The following is a 16,157-nucleotide window of genomic DNA, read 5'->3' on the forward strand; positions in this document are numbered from 1 at the left end:
CGCTTTAGTGGTCGAGCGACCAGCTCAGGGTAAACAGTGTGTTGACTTTACAGGTAAGGTCGAGCTTCTGACTCACTTCGTCCAGCAGCTCATCTTCCTGCTCTTCAATGCGTTTTTTCGATTCGTGGTACTCCGCCAGGGCATCGTCCCGTTTGCGCTCTAGCTTGCGCAACGCTTTCTTGGCCTCAATTTTTTCGGCGGTAGACGCCAATTGCCGTGCTTCACGCTTGAACTGGCGAATTTCGCCATCCAGATCTTCCACGGTTTTCATCAGCGCATCGCGACGATCCTGGGCCCAGCGCTCCAGCTTGTCGGACTCTTGCTCGAGATATTCATCCAGTTCCGCTTCCGTTTGTCGGGTGGATTCTTCAAGCACTTCAGCCTGCCACTGATCAAAATAGCCCTCTGGAACAGGCCAAGGGATCTGCTCTGCGTCAGCGGGAATGCACAGTAAATGCTCCGCGTTCTCCCGCGAAAGTCTTTCTCCTTTCTCTGTGGTCGCCAACACCACGAGCTGAGTGCGCTCAGATTTACCCTCATTGAAGGAGGCTCGAATCTCGAGGGCGGTCAGATAGCCAGACCGCCCAATATAGGGCTTGAGAGCGGCGTACTGGCCATCCAGAGCGTCGTAATGAAACGCCAGGTGAGCGGGTTCTAGCCGGTAGGCTTTCGCCCGGCGCACGAGATCCCAGGCCAAATAGTGTTCGGTCGCCTGCAGGCGGAAGAACTCGGAATCGTGCTCCTGCGCCAACGGCCAGGTTAGGTCGTAACGATGGCCCTGATGGTAGAAGTGATTCTGATTGAACTCAGCATTAGGGAGTTCTGCCCGCGCCAGGCTCAGCAGGACTCGCTCGTACTCTCTGAGAAAGTCGTTGCTCTGATCTCTGCAGTTCTTCAGGTTGGCAACGACATCGATATCAAAATGCTCCATTAAGGTTTGGCGGGCAGCCGCCTCTCGAACTTCTAACTTCTCCTTGAGCTCTTCCTGTAACCGATCGAACTCATATTCGATAGCACTGTCCGATCGGCATTTTTGATAAATTTCGTAAATTCGCCTTTCAATATCGATATTACCTTCAATGGCGCCCAACACCTGGTCCGATGCGCCAAATACACCTTCAAACAATTTGAGTTTTTCACTCAGCAACTGAAATACACGCTTGTCAGCCAGATTCTTACGATTGACAAAATTGACCACGACCACATCGTTTTTTTGGCCATAGCGGTGAACGCGACCAATGCGCTGCTCAACTTTCTGCGGGTTCCAAGGCAGATCGTAGTTGATCAGCAGGGAGCAGAATTGAAGGTTGATGCCCTCGCCACCAGCTTCTGTGGATATTAAAATATCGGCCTTATCACTGCGAAAGTAATCTACAAGAGCCGCTTTCATGTCGGCGGTTTTGGAGTTGCTAACACGAGAGGAGCCTTCGTGCTCTTCCAGCCAAGCTTGATAGATGGCTCTGGACGATGTATCACTGTTGGAGCCATTGAGCAATACAGTACGACCACTATAGCCGTTGTCTTGTAACAAGTTATTCAAATATTCCTGAGTTCTGCGAGATTCGGTAAACACCACTGCTTTCCGTTGGCCGCCGAGGCGTTCGGTAAAATCCATGGCTTTGCCAAGCACCGTCAACAACGCTTTTCCCTTAGCGTTGAACGTAATACTTTGAGCCAGATGTTGGTACTCGCTGAGAAGCTCTATTTCCTCCTGCAGCTTGCTAGTTCCTGCCTTTTTGGTGCATTCGGTCCCTTCGCCGTCATCACTCCAGTCGTGATCAAGCCAATCGTCGGCGGACTCGATGTCATTCAACTCGTCTTCATCCACCAACTGTTGCTTCTTCAGGCGCTCGACCATGCCTTTTAGAGTGTCTGCAACAGCGAACGATGAGGAGGCCAAAGTCTTGCGCAACCCAATACTCACCAGATGAAGCGCCTGAGGGCTGATGGCTTGTATATCCTCAGATTTAAGATAGTGAGACAGTTTTTTGTATAGCTCCCACTCCTCTGGCTCAGGGGTGAAGTCCTGAGTCAAGGAGTAACGGTTGGTGAAGTTGATTCCACCTTCCTGCTGAACCTGACGACGCAAAGTGCGATGGCACAGGGGCTGGATTCGCTGCTTCAGATCCTCCAGGGCTTCTTTATCTTTCTGGCGATTGACGTAAAGCGTACGAAACGATTTGGCGTCCCCAAAGAAATGAGGATCAATCACCTGGCTCAGGCCATAAAGCTCCATCAGGCTGTTCTGAATGGGCGTGGCGGACAGCAATACTCGGCTGTCCGCATGACCGGTCGCTTTTTCAATGGCCTTGGCTCGCTTACTGCCATTTTTCTGGTAAATATTTCTAAGCTTGTGGGCCTCATCAAAGACCACCAGATTCCAGGAAACCAGCATGACCTTATCTTTCTGACTGGCGAGGTATTCGTAGGAACAAATCACAACCTTCTCGTCCTGTAAGAACGGGTTGGCATGTCCGCCTCTCGCCAGCTGGCTCGCAATCTTGCTGTCAATAATGACAGAAGGCAGCTCAAACTTGTCAATAAGCTCTTGGCTCCACTGTTTGCGCAGGGAGGCCGGAACGACCAGCAGGATATTCCGCTTGTGCTCCGCCCATTTCTGGGCCATCACCAAGCTAGCCTCAATGGTTTTACCCAGACCCACTTCATCCGCCAGCAATACCCCTTTTTCAAGCGGGGACTTCAGCGCAAACCGGGCTGCGTAAATCTGGTGAGGATTCATATCCACACGGGCCGAGGCCATGGCTTTGGAGACTTGGTTTTCAACCTTCCCGGACTGAGTGAGCCAGTGGGCGAAATAATGGCTTTGGTGGGGTGTAAACATGCTTAGAGCTTCCCCTCCGGCGGTGTTTGGCGGTTTAGCCACTCATCCACGGCGCTTTTACTGAAACGCCACTGCTTGCCCAACTTCTGCCCAGGAATACGCCCCTCTTGGACGAGCTTGTAGAGGGTCGACTTCGAGACCTTGAGGTATAGGGCCAGCTCATCTAAGGTCATAACGGCGTTTTGGGAGTCGTTGGTCATAGAAATTAACAGTTTTTAGCGAATATTTGGGAATTTACAGAGAAAAGGGCATGAATTCAAGATCGCCCACACGGGGGAGCGATTATAAGAAGCGAGAGTTTTTGAGTTATAGGCCAGTTTGAGGGCAACGGCCATTTAGAGGTCGCCCCCAAGCCAATAAATATTTCAAAGAGCTGAGTTGGATACCTGTTTAATTATCTATAAAAGTTCAGATCTTTCATTTTCGTAACAACAAGGCCCCGAGCCCGAGAGTGAACAACACCCAACTGGTGGTCGGGACCTGTTCCCAGTCCAGTTGATTGATCCATTCCGCCATCGGGCTGCCCAGATGTGGCCAGGCGGTGAGCGCTGCCCCGGCGATGGCGAGCACACCGATCACGGTGCGTCGGCGGCTGCGGCGGTTGAGCATTTGCTGCCGCTCCATTTCCGTGCGCTGGGCGGCCAGTTGTTCCGCCACCTGGCCCAGGTTTTGTGCCTGCTGTAATCCTCCGAACACCAGCTCCGGTATCTGCGGGAATTTCTCCAGCCATTCGGGGGCATGGCGCTGCATTTTCTTCCACAGGGTTTTCGGGTGGAAGCGCTCTTTGAGCCAGCGCTCCAGAAAGGGGTGCGCGGTAATCCACAGGTCGAGGTCCGGGTACAGCTGGCGGCCCAGCCCTTCGATATTGAGCAGGGTTTTTTGCAGGAGCACCAGTTGCGGTTGCACTTCCATATCAAAACGGCGTGCGGTCCGGAACAGGCTCATCAGCAAATGTCCGAAGGAAATATCCTTTAGCGGTTTTTCGAAGATGGGTTCGCATACGGTGCGTACCGCCGCTTCCAGCTCTTCCACCCGGGTGCCCTCCGGAACCCAGCCGCTTTGTACGTGCAGCTCTGCCACCTGCCGGTAGTCGCGGCGGAACATGGCCAGCAGATTGCGCGCGAGGTAGTACTGATCTTCCTGGGTGAGCGAGCCGACAATGGCCATGTCCACCGCAATGTACTTGGGATATTGGGGGTTCTCCCTCGCGACAAAAATATTGCCAGGGTGCATATCGGCATGGAAAAAATTGTGTTCGAACACCTGTTTGAAAAAGATCTCCACGCCGCGCTCGGCCAGCGCTTTCATATCGGTGCCCTGGGCGTTCAGTTCATCGATATGGGTGACGGGAATGCCTTCGATGCGCTCCATGACCAGCACGTTGTTGCGGGTGTAGTCCCAGTACACTTCAGGGATGTAGAGCAACGGTGAATGATCGAAGTTGCGCCGCAGCTGTGACGCGTTGGCGGCTTCGCGCTGCAGGTCCAGCTCGTCGAAAATGGTATTGCGATAATCGCGCACCACATCCACTGGATGCAGCCGCCGCCCGTCGCTGCTGTAGCGTTCCACCAGGCGAGCGATTTGCATCAAAAGGCGCACGTCCTGTTCAATCACTTTCCCAATGCCCGGCCGCACGACTTTGATGACCACCTTTTGGCCGTCGTGCAACGTGGCGCCGTGTACCTGTGCCACGGAGGCGGAGGCCAGGGGTTCCTGTTCGTAGCTGGCGAAAATATTGTCCACCCGTTCGCCCAGACCGCGCTCAACCAGCGCCCGGAAATTGTCTTTGTCGAAGGGCGGCACTTTGTCTTGCAGACGGTTGAGATCGTCCATCATATCCGCCGGCACCAGATCCGGACGGGTGGACAATAACTGGCCGAATTTTATAAAGATAGGACCGAGGTCTTCCAGGGCACGCCGCAGGCGCTCTCCGCGGCTCATTCGTCCGGCGGGCCGCAGTTTGCAGGGCAGCAGCAGTAGGCGCACATACCAGGGCAGTTCGCCGGGTGGAAACAACAGATCCAGCCGATAGCGCCAGATAACAAACGTAATGGTGATCAGACGACGCAGAACAATCAGCACGGCTATTCCTGAGTAGGGCTTGAAGGGGACGGGGCGGTTGAGCGAGCGCGCAGTCGTTCAAGCCGGGCCGCGGCCCGCTCGACGGCCAGCGTCACATCGTCCACGGCGTGGTAAAAGTCTTCCAGCTCCGGTCGGCTGGCGACCAGAGCGGCTTCGTGAGTAATAAATTCGCCCAGCAGCCGACGGGCCTCCGTTTCGCGAGCCTGTAGCCATTGCCCACCCGTGCGCAGCCATTCGGCGCTTTGATGGGCCACGACATCGCCGACCTGTTCGCTCAGGGCTTCTTCCCAGTCGATGTCCAACTGCCGGGCGATGCGCTGGAATTCCTGCAGTAAGTGGGTGCTGCCCTCAAGCTGTATGCCCGACCCTGCCAGCGAGGTCTGGTGGCCTTGCGCCAGACGGATGAAATCCTTCAGCGGACCCGTGAGGCGACCGTGTACGTCGCCTTCCCAGTGTTCCTTTAACGCGAGCCCATCGGTCTGCGGCAACACGAAAACGGTCCAGGATGGCTGGGTAAAGTGCAGGGCCAGCACCTGACCTTCGAGTGTCGCGAGCGCCTGACGGCTGGCCGGGTCGTAGCGCAGGGCACGCCGGATGAGTGCTTCGAAAGACGACAGGGCGGCGGTGCTCAGGGTGTTGGCCATATCAGGGCTTAATACCTTTGTGCAGGGCGACCACACCACCGGTCATATTGTGGTATTCGGTATTCACAAAGCCGGCGTTGTCCATCATGCCTTTCAGGGTTTCCTGGTCGGGGTGCATGCGGATGGATTCGGCCAGGTAGCGATAGCTGTCGGCGTCGTCGGCCACGAGCTTGCCCATCAAGGGCAGCAATTTGAACGAATAGGCGTCGTAGGCTTGTTCCAATAACGGATTGAGCGGCTTGGAAAATTCCAACACGAGCAGTCGTCCGCCCGGTTTGAGTACCCGCAGCATGGAGGCCAGCGCGAGGTCTTTGTCGGTGACATTGCGCAGCCCGAACGCGATGGTGATGCAATCGAAGGTGTTGTCCGGGAATGGCAGATACTGGGCATCGGCCTGGGTGTATTGAAGGTTGCCCGCCATGCCGCGATCAATCAGGCGGTCGCGGCCCACGTTAAGCATGGAGGCGTTGATATCCGCCAGCACTACCAGCCCCTCGGGGCCAACCCGCTTGGCAAACGCGTAGCTGAGATCCCCGGTGCCACCGGCAATATCCAGTACGGTGTGCCCGGGGCGGACGGCGGCCCGCTCGATCGTGAAGCGCTTCCACAGGCGGTGGACCCCGCCCGACATCAGGTCGTTCATCAGGTCGTAACGGCTGGCTACCGAGTGGAATACATCCGCCACTCGGCTGGCTTTTTCCTCGACGGCCACTTTTTCATAGCCAAAGTCAGTGGTTCGTTTCTCGGTCATGGGAGCGGGTCCGTTGCGGAGAATGTCTGGCGGCTATTGTACACGCTCCCCGCCCGGGCGGGCACCGATGGTTCCTGTGCAAAGTCAGTCGGCAGGTGCCGTTGGCGATACTATCGGGGCTGCAACAGCAAACGGTGGGCGTCCTGATCCACTTCAAACCGGAATTGGCTCAGCACGTTCATGCCCAGAAGGCCGTCAATATTGTCAGGCGCGTCAAAATCCAGCACGGCTACGGGCACATTGTTCAACTGGTGCTCCCCGAGGCGTAATTGCGCCACCCGATACACCATCCCCCGGGAGGGGCCGTTGGCGGTGTTGAATAACTGAGGGCCGACTTCGGTAAAGCGAATATCCTGGGCCAGCGCCTCAAAGCTGCGTTGCGTCAGTGTGGTGAGGCTGGCTCCGGTGTCGATGACCAGACGAATAGCCGACTGATCATCCAGTGTGACCGGCAGCGAATAATGATGGCCGAGCGATTCGAGCGGCACACTGCCTTCCATGGCGGGTGCAGGCAGCCGGGAGGGACGTGCGACGTGCTCGCGGTTATCCAGCAGCGCTGTGGCCCGTTGGCCGAGCGCGGGATGACGGGTGAGCGCCTGTAGCAGTTGCCGACCGTAATCGGCAGAGCCGTAATGCAGATGCAGCTCCGCCAGCCTCAGGCGCTCTTCGGCGCGATCAAGATCCAGCTGTTCGAGCATGTTGTAGAACCCGAGCAGTGCGGTCCACTGGTCCTGTTCGGCCAGTTGTCGGTCGACCTGATGGACAAAACTCTCAAACGCCCGATCCACCCGCGAGCGCTGCCCGGGCTGCGTGGCGCTGTACGCATAAATCAGCTGGAACGTTCGGGCGGCCTCGGCCCGGTAATCGGATTGTTGCTGGTGGCGGGCGAGTATCAGCAGTACATCAATATCATCGTAATGCACTGAGAGAAAACGGTCGGCAAGCGCGGTGAGTGCGCCGTCATCGCCACTTCGCAAGTAACCCTTCAGGTAGTCCAGAATAACGTCCCGCAAGGGCATGGCACGGCGCGAGGAACGCCGCTCCACCTCCTGATAAATCCCCATGGCGGCGCTGAATTGTTGTTGATCAAGCTGTTGCCGTAGCCGTTGTACTGGATCGATGGTGGACGTCGGCGCCTCGACCGGGGCCTCGCGCACGTATTGTGGGGCGGGGCGGGGTGAGGGCGGCGTAAACGTCTGCGCCTCGCTCTGGGACGTCGCCGCTCTCAGCGGAGTTGCCTGTTGGGCGTGAGGCAAGGCGCGAACGGGTGTTTCGGCGACAGGCTCGGACCGATCTTCGGGACCGGGAGCGAGCCAGCCCCGCAACCCCCAGCCAGCGGCGACACCGAGGCAAAGCAGGAGCAGGGCGGATAGAAAAGACCGGGCCGCGGCGCGGGGCATAACCGTTCCTCTTGGTGGAAAAGCAAGCGTACCGCAAAACGGTGAGCGAGAGCTATTGTGCTTTTATCAATAATGAGTATGATTATCATTAATGGTTAGGATGAATGCTCAGGAGGCTTTATGGAACCCCGTGTGTGCACTCCCCCGTCGGTCCGAGTCTTGTGGGTGGGCGCTGACGACGCCCTGTTCTCGGGGGTTCGGGCGGCGTTGCGCCCGCAAGGCTGGTCGATGGTGGCCTGCCGTCCCGGTGTGGAGGTCATGGACTGTGTGTTGCGGGTGGAGGTGGATCTAATGTTACTGGACGCTGACACGAACGGTCTGCCGGTGTGGGAACTGCTGGCCGAGTTGCGTCACTGGCGGGACACGCCGCTGATTTTGCTCTCTCGCGATACGCGATTGTGCATTGAGGCCTTTCGGCAGGGTGCCGATGACTTTGTACCGAAACCTGTCGATCCGCTGGAGTTACTGGTGCGTGGGCAGGCGCTGCTGCGTCGAACGGGGCGTGTGGTGTCGACGGATGTCGAACGGGATCGGCTCTCTGTGGGTCCCCTGAGCCTGCAGCGTCGTGAGCGACGCGTCCTGTTTGACGAACACCCTCTGAACCTGACCGCCCTTCAGTTCAGTTTGCTCTGGTGTTTGTTGTCGCACCACAATGCGTTGCTGAAAAAAGCTGAACTGCACCGCTGGGTGCTGAATAAATCCTACAGCCGGGATGACCGCAGTATCGATATGCACATGAGTCGAATCCGCAAGAAACTGGCTTCAGCGGGCATGAACCCGGATGCCATTCAGACGGTGCGAGGTCAGGGGTACCGCCTCTCCCTGAGCCATTCTCCCCTGAGCTATCCTTCCGGGCCGCCTCGAAACGCCCATCCGTGGGGCTACCGCGTCCATTCGTCTTAAAAGCGCAGAGCCAGGCTCAAGCGAACATCCCGACCCGGTGCGGGGTAACCGACGACACCCTCATAGCCAGCAAGGTGAGTGAAGTTTTCGATACTGCCGTGATCAAGGTACTGTTTGTCAAAGGCATTTTTCACGGTCAGGGTAGCGGTCAGCTTGGGTACCGCACTGGGTTCCCAATGCAGATAAAAGTCGTGCACGCCGTAGCCCGGCTTGTCGATGGTGGCGCCGGCGGAGACCACAAAAATATCATCCACGCCTTCCACCAGTGTGGCGATCCATCCCGCGTCCAGGCCATTCATGATTTGATAGGAGGTGTCGATGGACAGCGTATCGCCTGTGGTGGTGCCCAGATAACCGTAGGCATAACGAGTGACTTCCTCGCCATTGATTTTGGCACTGGTATCGAGGAAGGTCCACTTGGAGTAGAGTCGCTGTCCATTGTATGTGAGACCGAGGGTGTAGCCCTCGGATTCAAGGTCACCAAGATTTTCGTAGTGGCGCGACCAGGGTAAGGCATTGCCAATCGCATTTTCGATGGTGACGTCGTGTATACCCGCGTCGAACAGGAAGCGCCCTATTTCGTAATCCACGCCAAACTCAATGTTCTTGGCGCGCTCGGCTTCCAGATCCGGGTCGTTGGTAGTGCCGAACAGTTTGAAGCCGTCGTTAGTTTCCACTCCGCGCAACGCCTCCGCATAACCGCCACTAAAAGTCAGGCGACGGGTGGCGGAGTAGGCGAAGCCGACGTTGGGGCTGAAACCTTCGTCAGTGAAGCGTTCGTTTTCCTTGTCTTCTGCGGAAAATCGGTCATAGCGGGTGCCGAGGCTCAGCAGCAGCTTATCGGTGGCCTGGTAGTGGTCCTGAACGAATACGCCCACGACATCGCTGGTTTCGCGGAAGGGGGCGGCATCGTCGGCTTCATCAGCGGTGACTTCATCGTCCCGGTAATCCACGCCGTACTCAAGTTTGTGCTGGCCGACTTCACTGAGGTTGCTCAGCGTCAGGCCCTGGGTTTCTACCGCACTGGTGTAGTTGTCGAATGCGCGGTAGATGTCGAAATCGGTTTGGTAGAGGTTGGCTTCCAGTAAAACCGCTTTATTACCGGGGGCGTCCCACTGGTAATTCAAGGTGCTGGTTTTGCGTTCGAACTCCAACTCCCGCAACGGGTTGTTCGGCCCTTCTCCCCATTCCGGGCGCATCAATTTTTCACCTTCCTCGTTCAGCCGTTCGTGGCTCAGGCTGACGCGATGGCCAGCGCCCAAATCGCCTACCACTTTGGCAAAGCCGAGCGTCTGCTCCGAGTTGGTGCCGGTCAGGTCATTGCCTTCGGCGTCTTCCATATTGTCCTGGTCGGAAATGACATAGCTGGCCATGGCACTGAAGGTGTTATTCAAGCGGCCATAGGCCGTTACGCTGTTCTTGGTGCCGCCCGTGTTGGAAAAATAGCCGGTTTTCAGCATGGCTCCGAAATCTCGGGAGCCCAGGAGGTCTTCCGGGTCCTTGGTTTCGAATCGAATAGCGCCTCCCAGTGCGCCGGGTCCGTTAGTGGCATCGCCTGCGCCGACCTGAACCCGGACTTGCTTGAGCAACTCCGGCTCAATGGTGACTCGCCCTGTATGGTGATAGGTCACCCCGGATTGGGTGGCGCCGTCGACCATAATATTCAGCGTGTCTTCCCCCAGGTTGCGGACATAGATTTTCTGGGCCGCACCGACAGAACCGCCCACCAGCACGGAGGACAGCCCGGAGAAGATGTCGTCGAGGTCGTTGGCCTGCTTGCGCTCTAGGTCGTCGCTGTTGAGTAAACTGTCCAAAGACTGGCCGACGACCAGCAGCTCCTCTGTAGCGGTGGCGCGTTCGCGCTTGGACGGCTGGGAGGTTTCTTCCTGAGCGTTCGCCAAGGCTGGGAGTATAGCCACTGTCAAGGCTAGAAGACTGACGACCGAGTCGGGTTTGTTCGGACCTTTCATGAGAGCTTCTCTTTTAATCTAAAAAAGAAGCATTATCATCTTCGGAGGGTGCCGCTGTAAACGATCGTTACACTTGTTACGCGGGTGGGGCATAGTTATAGCCCAAGTTTTCGGGAGCAGATAGTGATTAATGCTGGCGGCGTAGTGAACTCCGGGAGTGGGATAGACGTCTGGGATTATAGCGGGGCGTTCGGCTAAACTGACTGTTCCAAACTTTTAAACACGTGGTAAAACAACAGGGATTTCCTCCATGCAAACGCGCACTCAATTGATCCGGCGAGCGCTGTGGCTGCTCGTGCCCTGCCTTTTGTGGCTTGCCGGTTGTGAGCGGGACAGTGGCTCCGCCGAGACAGCGGCGGGTGAGACTGTCGCTGAGGCCCCTCTGGCGGCGGACGCACCGCAGACGCTCGGTACTTTTGACCTGGCATTGGGCGCACTGACGCCGGTGCAGGACGATCCCGAGCGCATGAGGTTGGCCGGGGAACTCACGCTTCCCGATGGGGCCGAGCTGGATCAGGTGCGCTCACTGATTGACGTGGAAATGGATGGCACGCTGCTGCCGGTTGAGTGGAACGTGGTGAGCAAGCCGGTTCATTTCCGTTTTGAAGTGAATGACATTGAACGGACCGACGCCGCCCGGACACTTCAGGTCCGTTGGAATGGTGAGGCCGTCGGTTCCGCTCAGAAAGGTGCGCGGGATATCGCGGTACCGGCGCTGGGGACGCTGACCGTCACGGGTGTCCAGGTCGTGCCCCAGCCCCGGCTGATGGTGGAGGTCAGTTTTTCCCAGCCGCTTAACCGGGAACAAAACCTCAGTGGGCTGGTGCAGCTCGATGGTGAGGAAATACGCCCCCAGGTGGACGGCCACCGCTTGCGTATCTATCCGGAGAGTGAGGCCGAAGAGCCGGTGCGCTTGCAGATCAGTGATCTGGTGCGCGATGCAACGGGGCGTACGCTGGGCAAACCCTACGAGGAATCCGTGGTGCTCAGCCTGGTGACACCCGGTGTTCGCTTTAACGGCAGCAGCAGTATCTTACCGCCCGCCGAGCAGCTATCGGTTCCCTTTGAGGCCGCTCGGGTCGATTCGGTTCAGGTGACGGCTTTCAAGACTTTCGAAGGCAATATGGGTCAGTACCTGCAATACCGCAGCCTCAACGACGCCACGATGGACAATGCCACCGGCCGTTATTTGTGGCGTAAAACCTATCGGCTGCCCGAGCCCGCCACGGGTGGCTGGCAGCAGTACCATCTGGACCTGACCGAGTTGATGGCGCAGCACCCCGATGGCCTGGTGCAATTAAAACTGAGCGTGGATCGCAGCAATTCATTGTACAGCTGTGGCGAAACACGCCCGGATGAGCCGATGGATGTGCCCCCGGAAAGCTCCGATGGAGACTGGTCCTACAACCAGTCGCCGAAGCCCTCCTGGTATCAGCAGTACTATGAATCCCGTGGCTACTGGGATTACAGCGAGCGCAATAACCCCTGTCATGAGAGCTACTACCGCTACAGCAATAACACGGAAGCCAGCCGGGCGTTTCAGGTGTCCAGCATCGGGTTGCTGGCCAAACAGGGGGGAGACGACGAACTTCTGGTCATTGCCACCAGCCTGCTTGACGCCGCCCCTTTGCCCGGCACCACAGTGCGGGCCTACAACTTTCAGCAGCAACCCATTGGCGACGGGGAGACCGATGAATATGGCATGGCGCGTATTGCCGTGGAAGGCCGCCCTTTCTTTCTGACGGCCGAGCGCAACGGAAAAACTGGTTATCTGCGGCTGGCTCGCGCCGAAGCGCTGCCCACCAACCAGTTTGATGTGGGCGGGGAGTCAGTGCGCGACGGACTGAAAGGGTTTCTCTATGGTGAGCGGGATGTCTGGCGGCCGGGAGACGATATCCACCTCACCTTCATGCTCAATGACCCGGATGGTGTCTGGCCGGATGATCACCCGGTCACGCTTGACCTGTTCGATCCGCGCGGCAACAAAGTGCTCAGCCAGGTGGCTCGCGAACCGCTCAATGGCTTCTATACCTACACCCTGCGCACTGACGAGAGCGCCCCTACCGGCAACTGGCGGGCGGTAGTGCATCTTGGGAATCGTTACTTCGACAAGGTCGTCAAGGTCGAGAGCATCATGCCCAACCGCCTGAAGCTGGATCTGGCGTTTGCGGAGACTCCCTTGCGCCAGTCGGCGATGCCCGCTGCTGCGACACTGTCCGCGCGCTGGTTGCACGGGGCGAATGCCGGAGGCCTTAAAGCCGATAGCGAGGTGCGTCTGACGCCAGCACCGACCCGGTTTGAGGGCTATAGCCAATTTGTGTTCGACGACCCGGCGCGGTCGTTCGCCAGTGCCACGCAAACCGTATTTGAAGGCAACCTGAACACCGAAGGCGAAGCTCGGTTCGAAATGAACCTGCCCGTGGAATCGCCGCCCCCCGGCCGCTTGTCGGCCACCTTTATCAACCGCGTCTTCGAGCCCGGTGGCGCCTTCAGCACCGCGCTGCGCCGCTTTGATTATCTGCCCTTTGAGCACTGGGTTGGCGTGAATATTCCCGAAGGCGAGGGGTACAACGGCGCCATCGCCCGGGATCAGGATCAAACCGTGACCCTGCAAAGCCTCACGGCGGAAGGCAAGCCGGAAGCCGGCCGCGAATTGCGCCTGACACTCTACCGGGTGGATTGGCGGTGGTGGTGGGATCGCAGTGGCGAGGATTTGGCCAGTTTTGTGGCCAGTAACAACCACACCCCTTTGGTCGAGGAGGTATTAACCGCGAACGGCGAAGGCCGTGCCCAGTGGACGCTGGCGGCCAACACCTACGACTGGGGCCGCTATTTATTGCGTGTGTGTGACACTCAGGGCAATCACTGCAGCGGCGACCTGGTGTATTTGGGGTGGAGCGCCGGTAATGCGGTCAGCCCCGCGTCGGCCACGCAACTGATGCTGTCCACTGACAAGGACGCGTACACCGTGGGCGAGACCGCCCAAATCCGCCTGCCGGATATTGATCAGGGGCGGGCCCTGCTCAGTGTGGAAAATGGTCGACGCGTGCTGGAGAGCCGCTGGCTTGATCTCGATTCGGGACAAACCACCATTGAGCTGCCGGTGACAGAATCGATGGCGCCGAACATTTATGCGCATATTACCTTGCTGTTGCCGCATCAGGAGCGTTCCAGCGATTCTCCCATGCGGTTGTACGGTGTCGTTCCCATTCGCGTGAACGACCCCGATACGCGATTGACGCCCGATCTGACCGCGCCCGAGCAGGTGCGGCCGGAATCCCGTTTTGACGTCACCGTGTCCGAGTCGGACGGCAAACCCATGACCTACACCCTGGCGCTGGTGGACGAAGGGCTGTTGGGGATTACCGGCTACCGCACCCCGAACCCGCACGACCACTTCTATCAGCGCGAGGCGTTGGGGGTGTACACCTGGGACTTGTTCGATCAAGTGGTGGGCGCCTACGGCGCTTCGCTGCAACGAGTGTTGGCCATTGGCGGGAGTGACGCCGAGGACGAAGACACGGCAAACCCCCGTGAGCGTCGTTTCCCACCCGTAGTGCAATTTCTGGGGCCGTTTGAGCTGGAGGCCGGCACGGAGCGTCAGCACAGTATCGAGTTGCCACCCTATCTGGGCGAGGTGCGCCTAATGGTGGTGGCCGGTGAAAACGGTGCCTATGGCAGCGCGGAGAACAGTGTCACAGTGAGTCAGCCCCTGAGCCTGCTGGCCACATTGCCCCGTGTGGTTGGGCCGGGAGAAACCATTTCGCTGCCGGTACAACTGTTCGCCAGTGACGAGAGTATTGAGGAAGTGACGCTGAGTGCCGAGGCCGAAGCCCCCTTCACGCTGTCCCGCGCAGAAACCAAGGTAGACCTGGCTGGTGAGGCGGAGGCTTTGGTGGAGCTGGGGCTGACGGTGGATGACCGGATCGGCACCGGCACCGTGACCGTAACGGCCCGCAGTGGCGACGAAGTCGCGACCCAGAGCATCACGTTGACCTCGCGTGCGCCCAACCCCCCGAGTGTGCGCCGCGAGCAATACCTGTTACCGCCGGGCGAAACCTGGACGCCGAGTCTGATGCCACACGGGATGGCGGGCACGAACCAGGCCAGCCTGGAAGTGGGGCGGTTGCCAACGCTCAACCTCGAACAGCGCCTTGGCTACCTGATTCGCTATCCCCACGGTTGCCTGGAGCAAGTGGTGTCGGCAGCGTTCCCGCAACTGTATCTGGATAAGCTCGTGACGCTGAACGATGAACAAGCGGCCGAACGGGAAGATAACATCCGCGCCACCATTGATCGTCTGGCCGGTTTTCAGTCCGGTAGTGGTGGCTTCCAGTACTGGCCGGGGGGAGGCTACGTGAATGAATGGGCCTCAGTGTACGCCGGTCACTTCCTCACCGAAGCGCGCCGACTTGGGTACGGTGTGCCCGACGGTCTGTTTACCCAGTGGTTGAACCAGGAGCGTACTCTGGCGCGCCGCACTCGGGACGACGCTGATCGATGGGTGGTGCAAGCCTATCGTCTGTACGTACTGACGCTGGCGGATGCGGCTGAGACTCCGGCCATGAATCGACTGCGTGAACGGCTGCGCAATAACGACGAGAGCGCCACCGCCCGACGTCTGTTGGCAAGTGCCTACTATCACCTTGGGCTGGATGACGCCGGCCGTGAACTGGTCAGTGGCGTCACGACAGTACCTGATTACAATGCACCGGGTTACACCTACGGCTCGTCGCTGCGCGACCGGGCCGTTTGGTTGCAGTTACTGGTGCGTGCGGACGATACCGAGGCGGCCTGGGATCAGGCTGAGCGGGTGGCCGAACGGTTGTCCTCATCCGATTGGTACAGCACCCAGTCCGTGGCCTGGGCGCTGTTGGCCATGGCCGATTTTGCCGGTGAGCAAACCCCGGACGCTGCCATGGATTTCGCGCTCGAAACCCCGGGTGTCTCCGACTGGCAACCCCTGCAAAGTCGGCAGCACTGGTATCGGCAGGAATTGGGCAGTACCGATGTTCGGGTTCGCAACGACAGCGACTATCCGCTGCGGGTGACGCTCAGCAATCGCGGTACACCGGTGGCCGAAGACGAGCAGGCCGAACGCGAAGGGCTGAATCTATCGATGGAATTTACCACGGTGGATGGCGAGTCGTTGACGATTGACCAGTTGCCACAGGGCACAGATTTTAAAGCGCGCATTACGGTAGCGGCGGACTTTGCTGACCTGGGGCGCGACTATCTGGAGAACCTGGCCATGACGCTGGGTATGCCCAGCGGCTGGGAGATTCGCAACGAGCGCCTGGAAGGCGGCGACATGCCCGACGGATTTGATTACATCGACATTCGCGATGATCGGGTGACGAGTTATTTCAGCCTGTGGAAAAATCATCGCTGGAGCTGGCGCTATAGTGATACCCGGCAGGAGCGGGTAACGCTGGAACTGTTGCTCAACGCCGCCTATACCGGTGAGTTCTACCTGCCGGGCTGGCGTGCCGAGGCGATGTACGATGGCCGCGTCCATGCCAGTACGGCAGGCCGTTGGGTGCGGGTGGTCAAGCCGGAGTAAGC

Annotated in this window: 9 protein-coding genes; 2 read left to right on the top strand and 7 right to left on the bottom strand. The window is 58.3% G+C overall.

From position 1 onward, the window contains the following. Positions 1-4: 4 nt before the first annotated feature. From ACQCLF_RS07570 to ACQCLF_RS07595, 6 genes are all read right to left on the bottom strand, one after another. Complete coding sequence (locus ACQCLF_RS07570; protein WP_426985873.1) at positions 5-2,842, bottom strand: SNF2-related protein; 2,838 nt, start codon at positions 2,840-2,842, stop codon at positions 5-7. Between the two features lie 2 nt (positions 2,843-2,844). Beyond that, on the bottom strand, positions 2,845-3,042 hold the full coding sequence (locus ACQCLF_RS07575; protein ID WP_426985875.1) for a helix-turn-helix domain-containing protein: 198 nt from the start codon (positions 3,040-3,042) through the stop codon (positions 2,845-2,847). 217 nt (positions 3,043-3,259) lie between these two features. Continuing rightward, entirely contained in the window at positions 3,260-4,921 is a 1,662-nt protein-coding gene (ubiB, locus tag ACQCLF_RS07580) for a ubiquinone biosynthesis regulatory protein kinase UbiB (RefSeq protein WP_426986473.1), read from the bottom strand. Positions 4,922-4,926: 5 nt separating this feature from the next. Then, the gene (locus ACQCLF_RS07585; protein WP_426985877.1) at positions 4,927-5,568 is read right to left on the bottom strand and encodes a ubiquinone biosynthesis accessory factor UbiJ; all 642 of its coding nucleotides are present in this window, start codon (positions 5,566-5,568) and stop codon (positions 4,927-4,929) included. A gap of 1 nt (position 5,569) precedes the next feature. Next, a complete protein-coding gene (ubiE, locus tag ACQCLF_RS07590) occupies positions 5,570-6,319 on the bottom strand; it encodes a bifunctional demethylmenaquinone methyltransferase/2-methoxy-6-polyprenyl-1,4-benzoquinol methylase UbiE (RefSeq protein ID WP_426985879.1) in 750 nt (249 codons plus the stop codon). A gap of 110 nt (positions 6,320-6,429) precedes the next feature. Then, entirely contained in the window at positions 6,430-7,719 is a 1,290-nt protein-coding gene (locus ACQCLF_RS07595; RefSeq protein ID WP_426985881.1) for an aspartyl protease family protein, read from the bottom strand. Positions 7,720-7,839: 120 nt separating this feature from the next. Here ACQCLF_RS07595 and ACQCLF_RS07600 point away from each other — a divergent pair, with 120 nt between their 5' ends. Then, positions 7,840-8,622 (top strand): response regulator transcription factor, encoded by a 783-nt coding sequence (locus tag ACQCLF_RS07600; RefSeq protein ID WP_426985883.1) that lies wholly within the window; start codon positions 7,840-7,842, stop codon positions 8,620-8,622. On the opposite strand, the gene ACQCLF_RS07605 is transcribed toward ACQCLF_RS07600, so the two are convergent. Continuing rightward, positions 8,619-10,592, bottom strand: coding sequence for a TonB-dependent receptor domain-containing protein (locus ACQCLF_RS07605; RefSeq protein WP_426985885.1), 1,974 nt, complete (start codon positions 10,590-10,592; stop codon positions 8,619-8,621). The two genes, ACQCLF_RS07600 and ACQCLF_RS07605, sit on opposite strands and share 4 nt — an antisense overlap. A gap of 250 nt (positions 10,593-10,842) precedes the next feature. Here ACQCLF_RS07605 and ACQCLF_RS07610 point away from each other — a divergent pair, with 250 nt between their 5' ends. Further along, a complete protein-coding gene (locus tag ACQCLF_RS07610) occupies positions 10,843-16,155 on the top strand; it encodes an alpha-2-macroglobulin family protein (RefSeq protein WP_426985887.1) in 5,313 nt (1,770 codons plus the stop codon). Positions 16,156-16,157 lie beyond the last annotated feature (2 nt).

This window comes from Marinimicrobium sp. ARAG 43.8, assembly GCF_050113635.1.
Lineage (GTDB): Bacteria > Pseudomonadota > Gammaproteobacteria > Pseudomonadales > Cellvibrionaceae > Marinimicrobium.